The organism is Kitasatospora sp. NPDC088548, assembly GCF_044753005.1.
Classification (GTDB): Bacteria; Actinomycetota; Actinomycetes; order Streptomycetales; family Streptomycetaceae; genus Kitasatospora.
Genome location: NZ_JBIVMI010000005.1, coordinates 63,357 through 82,378 on the forward strand (window position 1 = coordinate 63,357; position 19,022 = coordinate 82,378).

The following is a 19,022-nucleotide window of genomic DNA, read 5'->3' on the forward strand; positions in this document are numbered from 1 at the left end:
CCCCAATGGCCCAGCCTGCCGGGGCCAAGGCGGGTCGTGCGGGAGTCAGGGGCACGGCAACCGACCGCGTCGGTGGGCTCGCTCGACGAGCTTCCGGGCCAGGCCGTCGGTGAGGTCGAAGTGCCGTTCGAGCCATACGGCGTCGTGACCGTGGGTGGCGAACACCCACGCGGTGCAGAGACGGTTCATGGACGGCGCGTCGGTCTCCGGCAGGAGCCGGCGAAGCTCCTGTTCGGGGAAGTCCTCCATGGACGGCGCCGCGAACCAGGCCTCCGCCGGGTCGCGGTCGAGCTGCCGGGTGTGGTGGCGGGAACGAGCCCGGCGCACGAGGGCCGACGCCGCCAGAACGCCGAGAACGGCGACCGCGGCTCCGCCGAGCGCCGCAGCGACGACGGGCCGGGCCCCGGCAGGCGACACGCCGATGGCGGCGATGGCCGCCACGGCCACGACGGCGGCGGTGAACGCCGCCATGCCCTCGCCGGTCCGCAGGTGGGGTATCGCCCGCATACGGACCACCTTCCCTCTCCTTCATTGTGACGCGGCCGCCGACCGTGGTGCTGAAGGCGCTGTTACCGGCGACCCGGACCGGCGGCGGGCGGGCCCGCAAGGCGGAGCCCGGAGCTGGGCCCGCCGACGGGATCCCAGGGTTCTGGGATGGGAAGGGGCGCGGCCGGCCAGCAGAATTGGCATAGACCACAGGCTCCGCCCGCAGGAACGCCCGTCCGACCGGAGGCACGAATGCTGCGCAGACTCACCTGGATCCTCGCTCTTCCGGCCCTTGTGCTCACCCTGGTGACGGGCCCGGCGGTCACACCGGCCGGCGCCGCCACCGAGCACGAGTTCCTGCAGGGGTACGGCCAGTTGGTACCGCTGCCGGCTCCCGTGACGCCTCCCCAGCAGTGCACCTCACGACGGCTGTACCTGGACGCCGGAACCTACGCCTGGAGCCTCAACACCCCGGGCGGCAACGCGCCCGCCCTGGACGTCCAGCTGTCGTCCGGCTCGTACATCTGGACCGTCTGCGTGTACCCGCGCGCCAGCGTCTACGGAGCGTTCACCCGGCTCACCCCGGAGGACGGCGGGCCGTACCTCGAACGGAGCACCACGTTCGAGGTCACCTTCACGTACACCTACGTGTGGGAGTCCATGCTCTACCGCTGGCAGGGCGTCCCGCGTCCCCCGCGCACCATGTGACGGCATGACGGCACCGGTACCCCTGGTACTCCAGCAGGACTTTGCCTCGTGACCCGGGGCGATGCGGGCGGGCTGGAGTGCAGCCGGGGTGCGGGGCATCGAGGGGCGGCTTCCCGTGGGCCGCCCCTCGGTCGCGTGACAGCGCCTTCGGTCATGACGGCTTCGGGGAAGCCTCCCGATGTGATCACCGAGAGCGCCGCCGGGATGTGGAACCGCGAACCGGACGATCTCCTCCTGGACATCGGGCACCGCTTCCGCCGAGTCGAACCCCGCCGCCGCATGCGCGACCGCATGCGAGGCCTGCCGGCACCGGTGGGCCGCAAGAGCAGCCGGCAACTGGCCGAGCACGCCGGCGCCCAGCGGGACGCGGACGAGATCCGCGACGACCTGCGGTCATTCGTTGCCGTCCGGCGGTTTGGTGGCGGTGTTCGTGCGGCACGGGCGGCCGGTGCCGCGACGTCCGGCCTGTCGCACGCGGCCGACCGCACGCTCCAGCGGCACACGGTCGTGCTCGCCCGCGAGGCGGAGATGGTGCTGCCCCAGATGCGCCGCGACGGCGCCGGCCTCGCCTCGAACGGCAAGCCATGGCAAAGGGTTGACATTTGACACGCCTTGATCAAGGATCAATTGCACCGGGAGACGAACCATTCAGGCGGGATAATTCACCTGGGGGGGCTGGCTTGTCGTGCGACACGGGGGCTGACAATGGCGCTTCCGTCTCCCCGAAGTCACCGGTGTCGCGGCGCCGAAAGGCGCCCGGCCGGCCGCGCCCCGGGACCGGGTGAATTTCCTGGATTCGTTCGAGACAAAGGAGTTCATGTGCCTACTACCCTCATTGCCGAGGAAACCGTGCAGGACCTCGACCTCATGGACCTCGACCTGGACATCCAGACGGCGATCACCGGTGGTGCCGACGCCCCGCTGCGGCCCGAGATGTTCACCTTCATCACCTGTGACACCGGCGGCGCCACGGGCACCTCCTGTGGCTTCACCAACCACTGCAACCCGATGTGCTGCTAGCCGGAACGGCCATGCCCCTTCCCGCGGCTCCACCGCGGGAAGGGGCGGTGACGCCGTTCGAGGTCCACTGCCCCGGATTCCGTTTCGCCACCGGAGCTCCTCTTCGCGGATGCCGGCGGCGGTCGGCCTTCTTCATGGAAGCGAGATTCTTCCGGCATGCCCAGCCAAAGCCATTTCTCGGTCGCCGAACCGATATTCATCAGGTCCGCGGCACTTCCGGCTGACACTTTTGACGGCATGCTCGCCAGGCTCGGTACGGGCGATTCACCGACCGAGGAGATGCTCACGGATTACATCGGCGAGCTGTCGACCCGCGCCGAACTGCGGGAGGCGATCGCGGTGTCGAGCCCCGATCTGACCGCCGAGCTCGACCGGATCGCCGACGGGGCCCGGCTCAGCCGCAAGCGGCTGGTCCGCACCGCCGTCTCACTGACCCGCTACGCGCGGCGCATCACCGGCCGCCCGACCCCGTTCGGCCTGTTCGCCGGGGTGTCGACCGTCCCGGCCCGGCCGGCAAACGGATCGGCCGTCAAGTCCGCCCGCCCCGACGCGGGCTGGTTCGACGGGCTGGCCGCGAAGTGGCTCAGGGCGCCGCACGTGCGGCACTCGCTGCGGGTGGTGGTCAACAACCTGTGCTTCGTCCGGGGAGACCGGCTGGTGCTTCCGCACCTGCGGGCCCGCGGGGACGACGCCGCGGACATCACCGGGACACAGCAGGCGACGCAGGAACTGTCCATGCGCTGCACGCCGTTGCTGTCCTGGGTCCGCTCGGCCGCGGCCCGCCCGGTGCCCTACCCGGACCTGCTGGCCGCGGCCGAAACCGCCTTCCCGCGCCTGGGCCGCACGCACCTCGACACGTTCCTGGGAGTGCTGGCGCACCACGAGGTGCTCCTCACCGAGTTCGCCGCGACCTCGCTCGACGACCCCGGCCTGGCCTCGCTGGAGCAGGCCCTGCCCGAATCCTCCGAGGAGAGGGCGCAGTTGAGCGCGGTGCGCTCCGCCCTGGCCGACTACCGCGCCACCGCCCCGGGCGAGGGGACGGACGCGTACCGCCGGCTGGTCCGGGTGTCCGCCCGCGCGCACCCGTCGAAGACGGTCTCTGCGCAGGTCGACCTGCGGATGGACACGGACGCGCGACTGCCCGGGGCGGTGCTGCGGGAGGCGGAACGGTACGGCGCGGTCATGTGGTCGCTGTCGGCGCCGAGCGGGGCCTTCGCCCACATGCGGGGCTACCGGCAGGCCTTCCTGGACACCTACGGGCAGCACGGCGCGGTCCGCCTGGAGGAACTGGTGGATCCTCACCGCGGCCTCGGCTACCCCGCCACCTACCTGCATCCGCGGACCAGTACCGACTTCCCCGCCGGGCAGCGCCCCAAGCAGTCGCCGGCGGAGAGCGCCCGCGTGCGGGCGCTGGCGGACGTGCTCCAGCGGGGGCTGTCCGCCGAGCGGCGGGAGGTCGTACTCACCGACGACGACATCCGCAGGCTCGGCGTCGACACCGAAACGCCGCCGCCGGCCTCCCTCGAACTCTGCTTCCAGCTGGTGGCGCGCAGCCGGGCGGACCTGGCGGCCGGGGACTTCACGCTGGTGACCACGCCGACCACGGGCACCCTCACCGCCGGTGCGATGGCCGGGCGGTTCGCCGACCTCGCCGGCGCGTCCGAGGACCTCGGCCGGCTGCTGGCCGGCGACGGGCAGGCGCTGGCCGCCCAGGTGGACTTCGTCCCGGTGCTGCCCCGCGCTTTGAACGTCATGCAGGTGCCGCGGATGCTCCCCCATTCCATCCCGGTCGGGACCTTCGACGATCCGGCCGGCCCCGGCCGCATCGACTGGCGCGACCTGGTCGTCGCCGCGGACGGGGACCGGCTGCGCCTGTACTGGGAGAGGACCGGGCAGGAGGTGCGCCCGGTGATCCCGCACGTGCTGTCGCTCGGGACCGCCGCGCCCAACCTGGTCCGCTTCCTCGGTGAACTGGCGTACTGCGGGGAGGAGAAGATCTGGCAGGCCTGGAACTGGGGGCCGTTCGAGCACCTTCCGGTGCTGCCCCGGGTACGGCTCGGGCGGGTCGTCGTCTCGCCGCTGAGCTGGCAGCCCGGCCCCGGGCTGCGCGAGCACGCCGAGCACGGCCGGGACTGGCCGCGGGCGGTGGAGACATGGCGGCGCGAGCTGCGGGTCGACGACCGGGTGAGCGTCGGCCACCGCGACCAGGTGTGCGAACTCGACCTGAGCAGCGGGTTCCAGCGGGAGATGCTGCGCCGCGAGGTGCTGCGCGAGGGGGTGACGATCACCGAGAGCCCGCACGCGCAGGCCGACGCGTTCGGCTGGCTCGGCGGGCACGGCAACGAGATCCTCGTGCCCCTGCGCGCCGCGGCGCCCGCCCCCGGCCCCGTACCCGCGCTGGACCCGCAGCGGGTCGCCAACAGCGCCGTGCGGCCCGTGCACCAGCCGGGTGGCGAGTGGGCGTTCGTCGAGCTCCACGCCCTGCCGGAGGCGCACGAGGCACTGATCACCCGTCACATACCCGCACTGCTGGACCGGTTCGGCGCAGCGGTCGACCGCTGGTTCTTCATGCGCTACCGGCAGTCGGGCGACCACGTCCGGTTCCGGGTGCACGGCCCGGCCGAGCGGATCGCCGCCACCGTCTGGCCGCAACTGCTGAGCGGGTGCGGCGAGTTGAAGGCGTCCTGGCTGATCAGGGACTTCCGCGTCTCCGGCTACGGGCAGGAGACCTCCCGGTACGGCGGCGTCGAAGGCGTCGCACGGGCGGAGGAGTGGTTCTGCGCGGACAGCCTGGCGGCGGTCGGCCTGCTCACCGCCCTCGGCGGCCGCGGCGCGGGGGCCGACAAGGCCGAGGTACTGCTCGCCGGGTACGTCCACCTGCTGGACTCCCTGGGCCCGTGGGACTGGTGCGCGTGGGTGGGCCGCGTGGCGCCCAGGAGCCCGGGTGCCGCACGGCCGCGCGACGAAGTCCGGGCCGCCGAACGGCTCCTGATACCCGGTCGGGCCAGGGAACTGCTGGCGGGGATCCTTCCCGATCCGTACCGTCCGGCTCTTGCCCGGATCGCCGCCGCGGCAGGCCGGTTCGGCGAGCTGGTGCTGCCGGGAATCGGCCGGGAAGGCGGCCGGGGATGGCAGGACGCGGCCGTGGCGAGCCTGCTCCACATGCATCACAACCGGCTGTACGGCATCGACCCGGCCGGGGAACTCGCCGGCCTGGCCCTGCTGGGGCAGGCCGCCCGGGCCCACCGCGGCCGGCTGGCCCACCAGGCCCAGGGCCAGGACCGGCGGCCCGCACACGTCCCGGAAAGGAACCGCACGTGACCACCACCACGGCACCGCCCACGTACCGCGAGCAGGCCCTGGCCCTGGCCGAGGAGCTGGCCGGCCAGCTGCGGGACCCGGCGTCGCTGCCCCAGGCCGATCACGGAACCGGGCCGGACGAGCGGTGGAAGGTCTCGTCGCTGGCCAGCGGCCACGCGGGCATCGCCCTGCTGTTCAGCGAACGGAGCCTGCGCGATCCGGCGGAGCGGCTGACCGCGCACCGGTACGCGTCGCTGGCGGCGGCCAGTCTGGAAACCCAGCCGGCACCGCACCACGGTCTGCTCTACGAGGTCGCGGGCCTCGGCTTCGCCCTCCATCTGGCCAGCCAGGCCGGCGGCGGCTACGGCCGGGCCCTGGCCGCGCTCGACGCCAGGGCCGGTGCGGCCGCCTCCGCGCTGTCCCGGCTGGTGGACACCGTGCCGCTCGGCCCGATGGCCCGCTACGACGTCCTCGACGGCCTGGCCGGTCTGGGCCGCTACCTGCTGCTGCGCGGCCTCGGCGGATCCGCCGACATGGAACAGCTGCTCACCTCCCTGGTCGGCATGACCGGCCCGGCCGACCACCACGGGCAGCGGGTGCCGCGCTACTGGTCCGTCACCCCGCCCAACTGGCATCCGGCCACCGACCCGGCACTGGTCGACCACGGCCACCTCAACCTCGGCCTCGCCCACGGCATCGCCGGCCCGCTCGCCCTGCTCGCCATCGCCCACCGGCACGGCGCCGTCGTCGACGGCCAGCGCGAGGCCGTCGAGTCGCTGGTGGCGCTCCTCGACCGGTTCCAGGACACCGACGAGTACGGGCCGTTCTGGCCGCCGACGGTCTCCCTGTCCGCCTTCGGCAACGCCGAGCCGGGCCGCGCCCGGGGCCGGACCGCCTGGTGCTACGGCGCGCCCGGCATCTCGCGGGCACTGCAGATCGCCGGCCAGGCCATGGGCCGCGCGGACTGGCTGGAGCAGGCCCACGCCTCGATCGCGCCCCTCACCCGCCTGCCGCTGGAGTCGTTCGGGACGGAACACTGGTCGCTGTGCCACGGCTGGTCCGGAGTGCTGCACCTGCTCGGGTACTTCACCGACGGCCCGCACGCGGCACCGGTGCGCGGGCTGCGCGACACCATCGCCGGACGGATCATCGAGGAGTTCGAGGCCGACGGCCCCCCGCGCCTGCAGCTCGGCTACGACGGCCTGGCCGACGGCAGCCACCCGGCGGGCTTCCTCGAAGGAACGGCCGGCCTGGCCCTCGCCCTCAACCACTACGCCCGCCCGGAGGAGTCACTGCCCTGGGACATCGCCCTGCTGCTGAACTGACCGACCACATGGGGAACCACATGCGCACCCACCCCGGCGCCGGACGACCGGCCCCCGCGCCCGGCGACCACGACGCCCCGCACGACGGCGAGACCATCCGGATCGGCGAAGCCCGGCTGACGGTCCCGCAGTTCCTGCGCGCGGTGGCGGCCCAGCTGGACCACGCCGACACCGCCGCGGACCCCGAGCTGCGGCCCGTCGCCGAGTGCTTCCTCGGCGCCGGGCTGACAGCGCTGCGCGCCGCGGCCGAACCGCGGACCTGGCTCGAATACCGGCTCGTCCCCGGGCCGGACGGCGCGACGCCCGCGCTGTACGAGGGCCTGCTGCACACCGTGCGCGAACTGCTCGCGGCCCGGTGGATCGACGACTTCTTCTTCGTCCACAAGACACCCGGACTGCGCGTCCGTTTCGACACCTGCGCGGCGTACCGCGCGCAGACCCAGGACAGACTCGCCCGGGCGTGGGAGGACTGGCGGGCGGCCGGCCTGCTCACCGAGGTCCGGCCCGCCGTCTACGAGCCGGAGCAGCACCTGTTCGGCGGGCCGCGGTCGATGCGCGGCGTGCACCGGGTCTTCACGGCCGACTCCCTTCTGTGGCTGAGCCACCTGTCGCTGCCGACGCCGCCCGCCCCCGGCTGGGCCCTGTCCCTGGCGGCGACCCGGGTCCTGCTGGAGCGGCTGGGCGTCGCCGACTTCGAGGACCGGGACGTCTGGGACCGGCTGCGCCGACAGCTCGGCCGCAGATTCGAGGCGGAGCCGCCGGCCGACTGGCCCGCCCTGTCGGCCCGGCTGAACCTGCTCTGGCACTCGCCGCAGCAGCTGGCCGCACTGCGCGCCCCGGTGATCGAGCCGGCGTTCGACGCGTTCCAGGAGTCCGTCGCGCGGGCGTGCGACACCTGGCACGAGGAGTACTTCGGCAGTCCCGGCGCACGGGTCGGCCCGCGGGAGGCCGCCGCCCTCCTGACCGTCTTCCACTGGAACCGCGCCCGCATGCCGAAGAACTGGCAGGTGGGCATCACCGAGGCGCTTGCCCAGGGCCCGTCAGAGGAGAGCCAGCCGTGACCACCCGGCCACACGAAACGCCCACGACCGGCGACGCGTTCGGCGCGCTGGTCCGCGACTGCTGGGAGCACGGCGGCGTCCAGGAAGTCCTGGAGCGGGACGACGGCCGGCTCTACCGCTCCCCCGCCTCGATGTACTTCAGCACCGCCGACGCCTGGCCGGACGTCGACCGGGAACTGCTGCGCCGCGTCCGCGGCCCGGTCCTCGACATCGGGTGCGGAGCGGGGCGCACGCTGGCCGAACTCCGGGCCCGCGGCCACGAGGCCCTGGGCGTCGACCCGTCACCGGGCGCGGTCCGGCTCTGCCTCGACCGCGGGCTTCCCGCGGTGCGCGGCACGGCGGCCGACCTCGGCCCCGTCGACGGCCGGTTCGACACCATCGTGATGACGGGCAACGGGCTGGGGTTCCTGGAGAGCAGGGAGCAGGCCCCCCGGGTTCTCGCGGAACTCGCCAGGGTGGCCGCGGCGGGGGCCTCGCTGCTGGGCACCACCTTCGACCCGGCCCGCCTGACCACGCCCGCGGAGAACCGCTACCGCGAACACAATGCCGCGCGCGGCCGGCTGCCCGGGCAGTGGCGGATCAGGGTCCACCACGCCGGCCTGGCGACGGAATGGTTCGATTACGCCTTCCTCTCCCCCGCCGAGCTGGAGGAACTCGTCACCGGCTCCCCGTGGCGCGTTCATGAGATCCACCACGGCGACTTCCACTATCTGGCGCACCTCGTCCTGCGGTGAACCGCGGGCTCGGCGCCCTCGCCCGCAAGGGTCCCGGTCTCAACTGGTGGAGCCGTGGAGGAGATCAGGCCGCGCGGCGAGGGAGCGGGCGCGGCGGGGCGGGGTGGGACGGCGGGGGCTGTGGGCCAAAGGTCAGCGCACGGTCACGGTGAACACAGGAGAGACGGTGTCACCGCTGACGATGCGCAGCTCGTTCAGGCCCTTGAGTCCGAGCTTCACGCCGAGCGAGTAGGAGCCGTTGCGGGCCGTGGGCGCGGAGGCCGGCAGAGTGACCCACGTGCCGTGCTGCTTCTGCTGCAGGGTCACCTTGCTTCCCGCCGTGAGGCCGGTGGTCGTGCCGGTGACACGGAACAGTTGCCATGCCTGGACGGACGAGACCGACGGCCTGGCGGTGATGCCGGCGTGCGCGGCGGCTCGCTGCGTGGCGGACGCGGGGTGGGCGACCGGGGTGGCTGCCATGGCGGTGCCCGCCAGCCCGAGGGAGAGCACGCTGAGGGTGGTCACGGCGGCCAGGCGCAGGGAGTTCCGCTTGGAGACGATCACAGGTACACCTCTTTCGAAGGGGAGGTGGTTGTTTACCCGAAGGCACGGTCGGTCGGTGCGATCCGGGCTCTGTCATCCGTAGGGACGCTCCGCTCCACGCACAGGTTGCGAGCGGACCGTCACTTCCTTGTAACAGCCTGCGATGCTTCGAGGTCCCCAGCACCCAGCGCGCTTCGGTGCGGGGTGCCTGTTTCCGCCGGCGTGGAGGGCGCGGCGTTCTGTTTCAGAAGTCAGCTGGGTTCGTTGCGGGTGGTGCCGCGGGCGCTGTGGGCGCGTGAGCGGCAGCGCGGGGAGCAGTGAAGGCGGCGCCGGCACCCTGCGCGGGGATTTTCGGGGCCCTGAACCCAGTCTTCGCATGGACCGCCCCCCGGAAGTCGCCGCGGCCGTCCTCTTTCTCGCATGCGACGAGAGCGGCTTCTGTGCCGGCATGGACCTGAGCGTCGACGGCGGCCTGGCTCAGATCCGAGGCCGGAATCCGTCGGCCCAGGGAATCCCGGGTTCGATCGGCCGCTGGACTCGCCGAACGTCCTCTGGCCGGCCCGCCTGCAGGTTCACCGGGGTTTGGGGACTTACCTTCGAGGCGTTCCGCTGCCCGCCGTCGGGGTGAAACAACGAGACCCCGCCAGGGAATTCGTTTCGCTGCACGGAATGCGCTGTCCGCTCACATAAATTAACCCACCGGGTTGCACCCTTTCCAGTATCCCCAATCCCCCGGCGGGTGTAACGGGGTCGTCCATCCGCTTGAGGAGACCGTTTCCGGACCGGTCTTGGACCACACCCGCCCGTGCCGCTGGGGACGCGCAGAAGGAACGATGGTCATGAATGCGAACTCCTCTCCGCCGGTCCGGCGCTCGCGTACGGCGTGCCTGGCCGCCGTCGTCGTCGCCGGAGCACTGGGACTGCTCAGCGCGTGCGGCGGATCGTCACAGCCCGGACCCGCCGGCACGCTGAGTCCCGGGCCCGGCCAGACCCTGCCGGGATTTCCCGGTGCCTCCGGAACGGGCGGCACGGTCAGCGCACCGGCAGTCACGCCCTCGGTCTCACCCACCAGCAGCCAGCCGTCCGTTCCAGCGGCCGCCAACGCGGTGACGATCAAGAACTTTGCGTTCTCCCCGGCCACGCTGACGGTCAAGGCGGGCACGACGGTGACCTGGACCAACACCGACTCCGACGCTCACACCGTCACCAGTAAGCAGGGGTCGGGCGGGCCGCTGCAGTCGGCGGCCCTGGCCACCAACGACACCTACAGCTACACGTTCACCGCACCCGGCACCTACGCCTACTACTGCACCATCCACCCGTTCATGACCGCCACCGTGGAGGTGACGCCATGACCGGGCAGACACCCGACTCCGGCGGTGACGGCGAGCACGGCATGACCCGCCGGCAGCTCATCCGGCACTCCGCCTGGTTCGGTGGGGTCGTGGTCCTGACAGTCACCGCAGGAGAGGTGATCAGTCATATCCCCGGTTCGGCGAGCGTGGCCCCGGCAAGCAGCGCAGACCTGCGTTTCGTGCAGGTCTCCGACAGCCACATCGGCTTCCAGGGCCCGGCCAACACGGACGTCACCGGGACGTTCGCCGCAGCGATCAACCAGGTCAACTCCCTCGGGTTCCGGCCCGACTTCGTCATGCACAGCGGCGACCTGACGCACCTTTCCACCCCCGCCCAGTTCGACCAGGTCAAGCAGATGCTGTCGCAGCTGGACACGGACCGGGTCTTCACCGTGCCGGGCGAACACGACTCGATCGGAGACAACGGACCACTCGCCTACCGACAGACCTTCGGCAAGAACACCCTCGGCGACGGCTGGTACAGCTTCGACACCCACGGTGTGCACTTCATCGCGCTGGTCAACACCCTGCACCTGGAACAGCTCGGCCACTTGGGCAACGACCAGATCGACTTCGTGCGCAAGGACATCGCCGGCCTGTCGTCGGACACCCCCATCGTCGTCTTCAGTCACATCCCGTTGTTCGCGATGTATCCGACGTGGGGCTGGGGCACCGACGACGCGGTGCAGGTGCTGTCGATGCTGCGCCGCTTCTCCTCGGTCACGTGCCTCAACGGGCACGTCCACCAGCTGTTCAGCAAGACCGAGGGAAACATCACCTTCCACTCGGCCCGCCCCACCTGCTACCCGTTCCCCAAACCCGGCCAGGGCCCCGCACCGCTCCCACAGGTGCTGCCCGCCGGACGCCTCAAGGACGCGCTCGGCATCCGCACCGTCAACTACTGGCAGGGCAACCACGCGCTGGCCGTCAAGGACGAGAAACTCGTATGAACACCCGGAGCCTGCCAGCCCTCGCACTGCGCCTGCTGCTCGCCGCCACACTCGCGGCAAGCGGATACATCCACGCCCAGCTCTACATCGACGGATACCGCTTCGTCCACATCATCGGCTCGTTGTTCCTGCTGCAGGCCAGCACCGCCTTCGCGGTGGCCGCACTCCTGCTGCTGGCGGCACCCCTGCTCCTTCGAATCGCCGCCGCCGCGATCGCCATCGGCTCGCTCGCCGGGTTCACCGCATCCCGCACCATCGGATTGTTCGGGTTCTCCGAGCAGGGCCTGCGACCCGCCCCGCAGGCCCTGCTCAGCCTCATCGCCGAGACGCTCACCCTGCTGATCGTCGTGGCCTGGCAGGCATCCGGGGTCGCGGCGGCAAAATCGACAGCGGGGGCGGCCGGGCACGCGGAGGGCCCCGCTCGCCCCGCCGGCCACCGACGGCTCCACGACATCCTGTGGCTTCTCCTGCCCGTGGCGGTGATGGTCGGCCTCTACTGGTACGGCCGGGTACACACCCCCGACTACGAGACCAGCCTCTTCGGGAACCGCGGCGACGACGCGAGACTGCTGAAAGCCCAACTGGGATCCGCGCTCCTGGGCCTGGCGCTGATTCAGCTCCTTCTCGCCCTGTGGATCTACGGCCGCCTGCCCGCACTGCGAACCGCACCGCACAAGGTCCGCACCACGCACCGCCTCGTCGGCCTGACCGCCTTCCTCCTCTCCCTGCCCATCGCCCGGCACTGCATCACCGCCTACGGCGTCCAACTGACCGACCCCCGCGTGGCGCTGCATTCGCTCACCGGCTGCTTCCTCTACGGGGCCTTCGTCGCCAAGGTCATCGTGGTCCGGCACCGCCGCTGGCCCGGCTGGGCACTCCCCCTGGCCGGCGGTACCCTCGTCACCGCGATCGCCCTGATCTGGTACGCCGCCCCCTTCTGGTACCTGAACGACTTCCAGGCACCCGGCCTGTGAGCAGAACGTGAGGCGTCCCTCCCGACGGCCGGCAGCGGGTTCCCGGGCGGCGGGGCCCAGTTCGCCCCGCGCCGGATTCGCCACCGCCGGCACCCCGCCCGAGGAGGCCGAGCCGGCGGCAGCCGCCGAACCCACGGATCGAGGTCACAAGTGCGTCACAGGCACTTTCCCTCACGGTGACCTGCCGAAATGCTTCGCCCGTGACGTTTCCCATCTCCCGTCAGCTGGCCAGGCGGCTGCTCGCCGTACTGCTCACCCCCTTCGTCCTCCTCGCGCTTCGGGCGGGTGATCCCGGCGCCCTGGCCGGGCTCCCGCTCGGCGTCGGGCTCGGCCTGCTGCTCCCCGACGTGTGGTGCCTGCTGTTCGCCCGGGCGGCCGGCGCGCGACTGATGGTCGTCCGCTACGGCCGCGGCCGCCTGCTGGCCTCCACCGCCGTGGCAGGCGTTCCCGTCGAGATCGGCCTGGTACCCGCCGCCGAGCTGACGATCTCCCTCAACCTCGTGTCCGCCCCGCGGCTGCGCCTGCGGCTGTGGCTGCACTCGGCCGTGCTGCTCGCCGTCCAGCTCGGTCTCGGGGCACTGCTCACGGCGCGCCCGGAGGGCTTCGCCCGGGGGCTGGGGATCGCCCTGCTGGTGACCACCGTCATCAGCAACCTGCGCTACCAGGCCGGTCCGTTGGCCCCGCTGTGGGCCGCGCTCGGCATCACGCTGCGGCGCGACCTGCTCGAACCGCAGCTGCGCCACCCCGACCTGCTGCGGGCCGAACGGCAACTGGTCCGGGGCCGGATCGGCGCGGCCCGCCGACTGCTCGACCTGGTACCCGAATCGCCCCTGCCGAGCGCCACCGAGGTGGGCGTCCTGCTCGCAGAAGGCCGCTACGAGCAGGCCTCCGCCGGTGCCCGGGAACTGCTGCACGCCCACCAGGCACCCTGCCACCCGATCGGCTACCAGCTGCTGGCCGCGGCCGCCGTGGCCGCCGGGGAGGCCGGCGAACTGCCCCCGGAGGAGGTCCGGCACCGAGTCGCCCTGGCGCTCATCGGCCTCGGTGGCGACGGCTCCGAGCCCGACCCGCGCATCATGCACCGGTACGCGCAGACCGCCGCCGACGCCGAACTGCTCGACGGCCGCCCCGAGCAGGCCGCCCGGCTGGCCAAGCGCTGGAGCAGCACCGCCGGTTCGCCCTTCTGGCGCGCCGACGCCTGCTGCACCCTGGCCGCCGCGCTCACCGCCCTCGGCCGCTACGAGCAGGCCCGCGCCCAGTGCCCCGAACTGGCCCGCACCGCCCGTCTGGAGACGCGCCTGAAAGCGGCGGAGCGGGCCGCGGTTCCCGCCCGCTGAACGAGCGGGGCCCGGCAGGAATGAACTCATCAGCGATCCTTCAGGGCCGGGCTGGGCGACACCTCGTCCTCGTCCAGCAGGCGGTCCACCGGCCCCCGGTGAGGGCCAGGCAGCGCAGGTCGGGACACTTGAAGACGGCCACGCCCTCGCGGGGTGTCGGCCAAACCCGCTCGATCGACCTGCCGCCCTTGTGCGATCTCGATCGGTGCGTCGTGGTGCCGGGCCTCATCTCCGGAGCCGTCGTCACATTCGTCCCCGGCTGCCACGCCGCGCTCCACCGGCAGTCCCGGCGGTAGCCGCCGCTGACCCCGGGCGGCGCTTCGGTCACAGGTTCGCGAGCAGATTGTGGAGGGGAGCGGGCACCCGGTCGGGGTCGAGGGCCTCGGCCAGGAGGCGGCCGTAGCGGATCTTGCGGCCCTTCTTCGTGCCGAGGAAGCGCCGCATCTGTCGCTGCGGGGGCCGGCCCTGGTGGGCGGGCTGGCGCACGAAGGTCTGCCAGGCCTGGAGGTCGCCCTCGGCCTGGACGATCTCCTCAACCCGTGCCACGCCCAGCGCGCGGATGAGTTCGTCCTCCAGGTCCGCCGCACACACGAAGAACCCCTGGCGCGGCGCGCGGGCCTTCTCAAGACCGCGGTCGTAGAAGCGCTGCTCGCCCTCGTCACACAGTCCGGCGAGGCGCAGACCCAGCCCCGGCGGCCCGAGGAGGCCGGCGTAGCGGCCGACGCTCATCGCTCCGCCCATGGGTATGACGCACACCCCTTCGGCGGGCAGGTCCCGGCCGTAGCGCGCGGCCAGCGTCTCAACGGCCGCGAGGTCGCTCGGCCCTTCCAGCAGCACCGCGGTCCGCACGCGCAGTCGTGCGGCCAGCTCACTCGCCGGCCCGCCGGGGCTGCCCGCCGCCCAGCTGGTGACCGCATCCCGGAACGCTCGCATGTCCGCCATGGGGCGATTTTGCTCCTGTTCGGGCAGGCGCGGCACGGATTTTTCGTCGGCCGCGCTCCGGGGCTTCGCGTGAGGGGGGAGAGCGGCTCCGGCCGTTTTTTCGGGAAGCCTCGCCAGTCGGGCCTGTCGGAGGCAGTGGGGCCGCGGGGATCCGCACGCCCCGCGCTCCCCCGGTCGGCGGACGGCGACGCCGAACGGCCACGCCCGCGGCAGGTCTGCCGCGGGCGTGGCCCGCACGGGGAGGGGCGTCCGGTCAGAACTGGGTACTGACCGTGACCCCGCTGAAGTCGGTGTTCGCGTAGAGGCTGATGTAGCGGTAGCCGGCCGTCGGGTTGGTGACGGTGATGCTCTGCGTGGTGCCCGGGTTGGTGGACGAGGTGGTGAAGGCGCTCGGCGAGGCCCAGGTGTCCGCGTTGTAGTACAGGTACGCGGTGCCGGTGCCCCCGGAGGTGTCGATCTTCAGGGTGCTGGTGCCGGCCGGCAGGTAGACGTACAGGTAGTCGAGGTGGCCGGCGGTGGCGGAGAGGCCGGAGCGGGAGCAGTTCCGGCCGAGCGCGTCGGTACGCGGGTCGGCGCAGGTCGGCAGGGTGGTGCCGCCGCCGCTGCCGGTGGTGACGGTGACCGGGGCCGGGGTGCTGGCGGTCCTGCCGGTGTCGTCGGTGACGGTCAGGGCAACGGTGTAGGTGCCGGCGCTCGCGTAGGTGTGGGTCGGGTTCTGCTGGTCGGACGAGCCGCCGTCGCCGAAGGTCCAGTGCCAGGCGGTGATCCGGCCGGGGCCGGTCTGGACGGATTTGCCGGTCAGTGTGACGGTGGCGCCGTTGACGGCCTGGTCGAACAGCGCGGTCGGGCCGGCCGCGTAGCAGGCGCCGCCGGCGCAGCTGTCGAGCCAGGCGTCGAAGTCGGCGTCGTAGCCGGTGCCGACGTTGTTGTAGACCGCGTAGCCGCCCTGGTAGTCACCGGTGCGGAAGTGCCCGAGCATGGCGGTGATGTCGGCCGGGTGCTTCTCGAACATGTACCGGACGGCGAGGTAGCCCCACGGGTAGGTGCGCACCGAGTCCGAGTTGCGGTACGTGTTCTGGAAGATGGTGCTGAGCGTGTAGGTGTGCTTGGCCGCCTCCGACATCGCCTGGGTGTCGGTGGTGCCGCGGTAGGCGTAGGACTCGTACTCGGCGACGCCCTCGATCCACCAGATGTCCGGAACGGAGACCTCGGTGGAGAAGTCGCCCTTCATGTCGTAGATGTTGTCCAGGTAGTGCGTGTACTCGTGGTTGAGGTTCCACACGTTGGCGGTGAAGCCGTCGTTCCACGACTTCTGGTACATCACGCACACGGCCTGGTCGTTGGGGTCGGTCGGGTCCATGACGGTCTGGCCGCCGTTGTCGGTGGAGTTCCTGAAGATCGCCCAGGAGTAGGTCAGGTAGTCGGCCTGGTTGGCGAAGACCGCGAGGGTGAGGGTCTTGTCGTACTGGCCGGGGATGGGGCCGTTGTCCTTCACCATGGCGTGGAAGAAGGTGTCCTCGCCGCGCAGGCTCGCGCAGACGGCGGCCAGGTCGGCGGGCGACAGCGCCTCGGTCTGGATGGTGCGGTTGTCGCAGACCAGCTGGTTCGGCAGCACCGCCGCGGTCAGCTTCGCCGGCAGGTCGCAGATGCCGTAGTACGAGCACTGGCCGGGGTCGAACGTGTTGGCCTGGTACGCGGTGTGGACGTACAGCGGGCCGGTCACCCCGGTGATCCGGACGGCGTCGAGCACCGCCTTGACCTGGTCCTTGAGCGCGGCCTCGACCGCGGGGCCGTCACCGGCCATCCGGCCGAGGTCGTTGCCCGCGTTGACGTCGAGGTAGGAGTTCGCGGTGCCGAGCAGGTCCTTGTGGTTGAGCGCGAACGTGCCCAGCGCGGTGCCGATGGCCGGGTCCGCGCTGACCGCTTTGACGAAGTCGGGGTTCCAGTTGCCCCGCCACAGCGGCGCGGACAGTACGGCGTTGACCGACTTGAGCATCTTCGGGAACGCGTTGTAGGAGTTGTCGTAGCTGTTCAGCACCTGCTTGTAGACGCCCAGGTAACTGCCCTGCAGGTTGGCGCTGTCGGTGAGAACCAGCACCTCGTTGAGGACGGTGCCGTTGTTGTCGGTGACATCGGTCCAGTGCCGGCTCGCGAAGAAGGCGTCGAGTCCGGCCCTGGAGGCACTGGTGAGGGCGGCGTCGTACGGGCCGACCGCGTCCGCGTTGTAGGACTGGACGTACCAGCCGGCCCGCATGAAGAGCACGAGCTGCAGGATGCCGGTCGAGTTGTCGCCGGTGTAGCCGGCCGCCAGGTTCTGGAAGGCGTTGGCGACGGTGAGCATCTTCGCTTCCTTGAAGATGCCGCCCGCGTCGGTGCCGGTGACGTTGAACAGCGTGCTGACGCAGTCCGGGGTCGAGCCCTCGACGAAGGAGACCAGGTCGGCCCCGCTGCGGCCGCCGAAGTCGGCCGGGGTGCAGCTCTGCGCGCCGGCGGCGGCCGGACCGGTGGCGGAGCGGCCGGCGGAGCCCGGCCTGGCCGGGGGCGTCTTCCGGTCGGCCGGTCGCGGTGCGGTCTGCACGGTGGTGCCGGCGGGCTGGCCCATCACGACCTGGCCGAGCAGCGCCGGCGGCAGCGGCTTGGCGGCGGGGGCGAGGTCCTCGGAGGGGTCGGCCGCGCGGAAGGCCCCCAGCGGCCCCGGGGCGGCGGAGCCCGCGTCGGCCGCCGGCCGGGCACTGGCCGACGGGTGGGAGGCCGGTCCGGAGGCGGCGAGCGCCGGGACCGGCAACAGGGTGGCGGTGGCGGCACAGCCGGCGACGACGCCGGCCATGAGTGTGGGGAGGGGTATCCGAAGGCGCACTGCTGGGCCCTTCTCCTGTGGGGGAGGTCTCTGGACGACTGCCGAGGCATGGGGGGATGCGGCATGATCCTGCCATTCGACAGGGGGTCAGAACAATGTCACAGGTCATATGACATAAGGTGGGCCGGTCATAACACGGCCTCGGAACGGCCGTGCCGAACCACCGGCCCGGCGCGTCCGGCGGCCGCCGGCGCGAACAGCGCCCGCCCCGTTACGGCCGGGTCGGCCGGTACGTCCGCGCGGCCCAGGCCCGGAAGGCCGGCGAGGCGGCGATCAGGTCCCGGTACGCCGCGGCCGCCGCGCCGAACAGGGTCTCCACCACCTCCCCACTCACCCCGCCGGGCCGCCAGGCCAGCAGATGCCGGACCCAGACCGGCGTACCGGCGAGCGGTTTGACCACCACGTCGGCGAGCGGCCGGGTGGTCGCCTGGACGACGGAGATCCCGAGCCCGGCGGCGATCATCTCCTGGAGCTCCAGCCGGCCGCCGGGGAACTCGTGGACCGCGGCCGGGGTGAACCCCGCCGCGGCACAGGCGTCGTAGAAGACGCCGTGCCAGCCGGCTCCGTCGTCGGGGGTGAGGAACCAGTCCTCGTCGGCCAGGTCCACCAGGGCGATCTCGGTACGGTGCCGGAGCCGGTGGCCGGCCGGGAGGGCGACGAAGGAGGGCTCGGTGACGATGCCGCGGTGCGCGACGGACGGCGAGTGGCGCAGCTCCCGGCCCGGGTAGTCCATGGCCACGGCGGCGTCCGCGTCGCCCTGCTCCAGCAGGTCGACGATGTCCGAGGACTGGTGGACGGAGGTCACCGTGAACCGCTGGTCGGGCCGCTGGTGCCGGGCCCTGGTGACCAGTCCGGGCAGGATCGGCGAGATGGTCGCGGCCAGGCGCAGTTCCCGGCGGGCCGGCCCGCCGGGAGCCTCCGGGCGGCGGCCCAGGCAGTCGGCCCGGGCGAGGAGGTCGCGCGCGGCGGTCACCACCTCGACGCCGAAGCAGGTCGGCGCCACGCCTGCGGCCGTGCGCTCGAAGAGCGGCGCGCCCAGGTGGCGTTCGATGCGGCGCAGCTGTGTGCTGGTCGCCGGCTGCGAGGCGCCGAGCAGGGCGGCGGCGCGGCTGACGCTCCCGCTGTCGGCGATGGCGCACAGCACCCGAAGGTGCCGCAGCTCCAGCTCCATGCCCCTCCCCTCCCCTTCACGCGACGGCCGGGCCTTCCCGGCCGTCGGCGTCGGGTGGCTGCCGCCGAGGACAGTGCAACAGCACACATGACATGTCAGCGGCCTACCTTCACCCCCCGCGGATTGCCTCGTCAAGGCCCTTCCGGGGCCGGACGGCGATACCGGCACCACCTTTACCAGGGCATTGCGTCCGCCTGACCGTCCGACGGATGCCGGGTCGGGGCCGGCCCTTCGCGCGGTGGCCGGCGTCCTCGTGCGGTGCGCGCGCCGGTGTCCCTCC

General features: G+C 72.3%; 16 protein-coding genes. 11 read left to right on the forward strand and 5 right to left on the reverse strand.

The window, feature by feature from the left end:
* Nucleotides 1-45: 45 nt before the first annotated feature.
* Entirely contained in the window at nucleotides 46-507 is a 462-nt protein-coding gene (locus ACIP82_RS09420) for a hypothetical protein (protein ID WP_363609732.1), read from the reverse strand.
* A gap of 231 nt (nucleotides 508-738) precedes the next feature.
* On the opposite strand from ACIP82_RS09420, the gene ACIP82_RS09425 reads away from it, so the two are divergent.
* From ACIP82_RS09425 to ACIP82_RS09455, 7 genes are all read left to right on the forward strand, one after another.
* Complete coding sequence (locus ACIP82_RS09425) at nucleotides 739-1,194, forward strand: hypothetical protein (protein WP_363609730.1); 456 nt, start codon at nucleotides 739-741, stop codon at nucleotides 1,192-1,194.
* A gap of 180 nt (nucleotides 1,195-1,374) precedes the next feature.
* Nucleotides 1,375-1,800, forward strand: a complete 426-nt coding sequence (locus ACIP82_RS09430; protein ID WP_400652451.1) for a hypothetical protein — start codon at nucleotides 1,375-1,377, stop codon at nucleotides 1,798-1,800.
* A gap of 213 nt (nucleotides 1,801-2,013) precedes the next feature.
* Nucleotides 2,014-2,214, forward strand: a complete 201-nt coding sequence (locus ACIP82_RS09435; protein ID WP_363609726.1) for a hypothetical protein — start codon at nucleotides 2,014-2,016, stop codon at nucleotides 2,212-2,214.
* Nucleotides 2,215-2,493: 279 nt separating this feature from the next.
* Nucleotides 2,494-5,535: a lantibiotic dehydratase gene (locus ACIP82_RS09440; RefSeq protein WP_400652454.1), complete on the forward strand. Its 3,042-nt coding sequence runs from the start codon at nucleotides 2,494-2,496 to the stop codon at nucleotides 5,533-5,535.
* On the forward strand, nucleotides 5,532-6,839 hold the full coding sequence (locus ACIP82_RS09445) for a lanthionine synthetase C family protein (protein ID WP_400652457.1): 1,308 nt from the start codon (nucleotides 5,532-5,534) through the stop codon (nucleotides 6,837-6,839). Before ACIP82_RS09440 ends, ACIP82_RS09445 begins: the two co-directional genes overlap by 4 nt.
* A gap of 20 nt (nucleotides 6,840-6,859) precedes the next feature.
* On the forward strand, nucleotides 6,860-7,900 hold the full coding sequence (locus tag ACIP82_RS09450; protein WP_363609720.1) for a thiopeptide-type bacteriocin biosynthesis protein: 1,041 nt from the start codon (nucleotides 6,860-6,862) through the stop codon (nucleotides 7,898-7,900).
* On the forward strand, nucleotides 7,897-8,634 hold the full coding sequence (locus ACIP82_RS09455; protein ID WP_400652460.1) for a class I SAM-dependent methyltransferase: 738 nt from the start codon (nucleotides 7,897-7,899) through the stop codon (nucleotides 8,632-8,634). The genes ACIP82_RS09450 and ACIP82_RS09455 overlap by 4 nt, the downstream gene beginning before the upstream one ends.
* Before the next feature lie 132 nt (nucleotides 8,635-8,766).
* Here ACIP82_RS09455 and ACIP82_RS09460 read toward each other — a convergent pair whose 3' ends face one another.
* Nucleotides 8,767-9,177, reverse strand: coding sequence for a hypothetical protein (locus ACIP82_RS09460; protein ID WP_400652462.1), 411 nt, complete (start codon nucleotides 9,175-9,177; stop codon nucleotides 8,767-8,769).
* An 818-nt stretch (nucleotides 9,178-9,995) separates the two neighbouring features.
* Here ACIP82_RS09460 and ACIP82_RS09465 point away from each other — a divergent pair.
* From ACIP82_RS09465 to ACIP82_RS09480, 4 genes are all read left to right on the forward strand, one after another.
* Nucleotides 9,996-10,511: a cupredoxin family copper-binding protein gene (locus tag ACIP82_RS09465; RefSeq protein WP_363609714.1), complete on the forward strand. Its 516-nt coding sequence runs from the start codon at nucleotides 9,996-9,998 to the stop codon at nucleotides 10,509-10,511.
* The gene (locus ACIP82_RS09470) at nucleotides 10,508-11,461 is read left to right on the forward strand and encodes a metallophosphoesterase (protein WP_363609712.1); all 954 of its coding nucleotides are present in this window, start codon (nucleotides 10,508-10,510) and stop codon (nucleotides 11,459-11,461) included. Before ACIP82_RS09465 ends, ACIP82_RS09470 begins: the two co-directional genes overlap by 4 nt.
* A complete protein-coding gene (locus ACIP82_RS09475) occupies nucleotides 11,458-12,435 on the forward strand; it encodes a DUF6529 family protein (protein ID WP_400652465.1) in 978 nt (325 codons plus the stop codon). Before ACIP82_RS09470 ends, ACIP82_RS09475 begins: the two co-directional genes overlap by 4 nt.
* Before the next feature lie 200 nt (nucleotides 12,436-12,635).
* A complete protein-coding gene (locus ACIP82_RS09480; RefSeq protein WP_400652468.1) occupies nucleotides 12,636-13,772 on the forward strand; it encodes a hypothetical protein in 1,137 nt (378 codons plus the stop codon).
* 324 nt (nucleotides 13,773-14,096) lie between these two features.
* Here ACIP82_RS09480 and ACIP82_RS09485 read toward each other — a convergent pair whose 3' ends face one another.
* From ACIP82_RS09485 to ACIP82_RS09495, 3 genes are all read right to left on the reverse strand, one after another.
* Nucleotides 14,097-14,714 carry a TOPRIM nucleotidyl transferase/hydrolase domain-containing protein gene (locus ACIP82_RS09485; protein WP_363609706.1) on the reverse strand — a complete coding sequence of 206 codons (618 nt, stop codon included), beginning with the start codon at nucleotides 14,712-14,714 and terminating at the stop codon, nucleotides 14,097-14,099.
* A gap of 253 nt (nucleotides 14,715-14,967) precedes the next feature.
* The gene (locus ACIP82_RS09490; protein WP_400652472.1) at nucleotides 14,968-17,541 is read right to left on the reverse strand and encodes a collagenase; all 2,574 of its coding nucleotides are present in this window, start codon (nucleotides 17,539-17,541) and stop codon (nucleotides 14,968-14,970) included.
* Nucleotides 17,542-17,782: 241 nt separating this feature from the next.
* The gene (locus ACIP82_RS09495; protein WP_400652475.1) at nucleotides 17,783-18,742 is read right to left on the reverse strand and encodes a LysR family transcriptional regulator; all 960 of its coding nucleotides are present in this window, start codon (nucleotides 18,740-18,742) and stop codon (nucleotides 17,783-17,785) included.
* Between the last annotated feature and the right edge of the window lie 280 nt (nucleotides 18,743-19,022).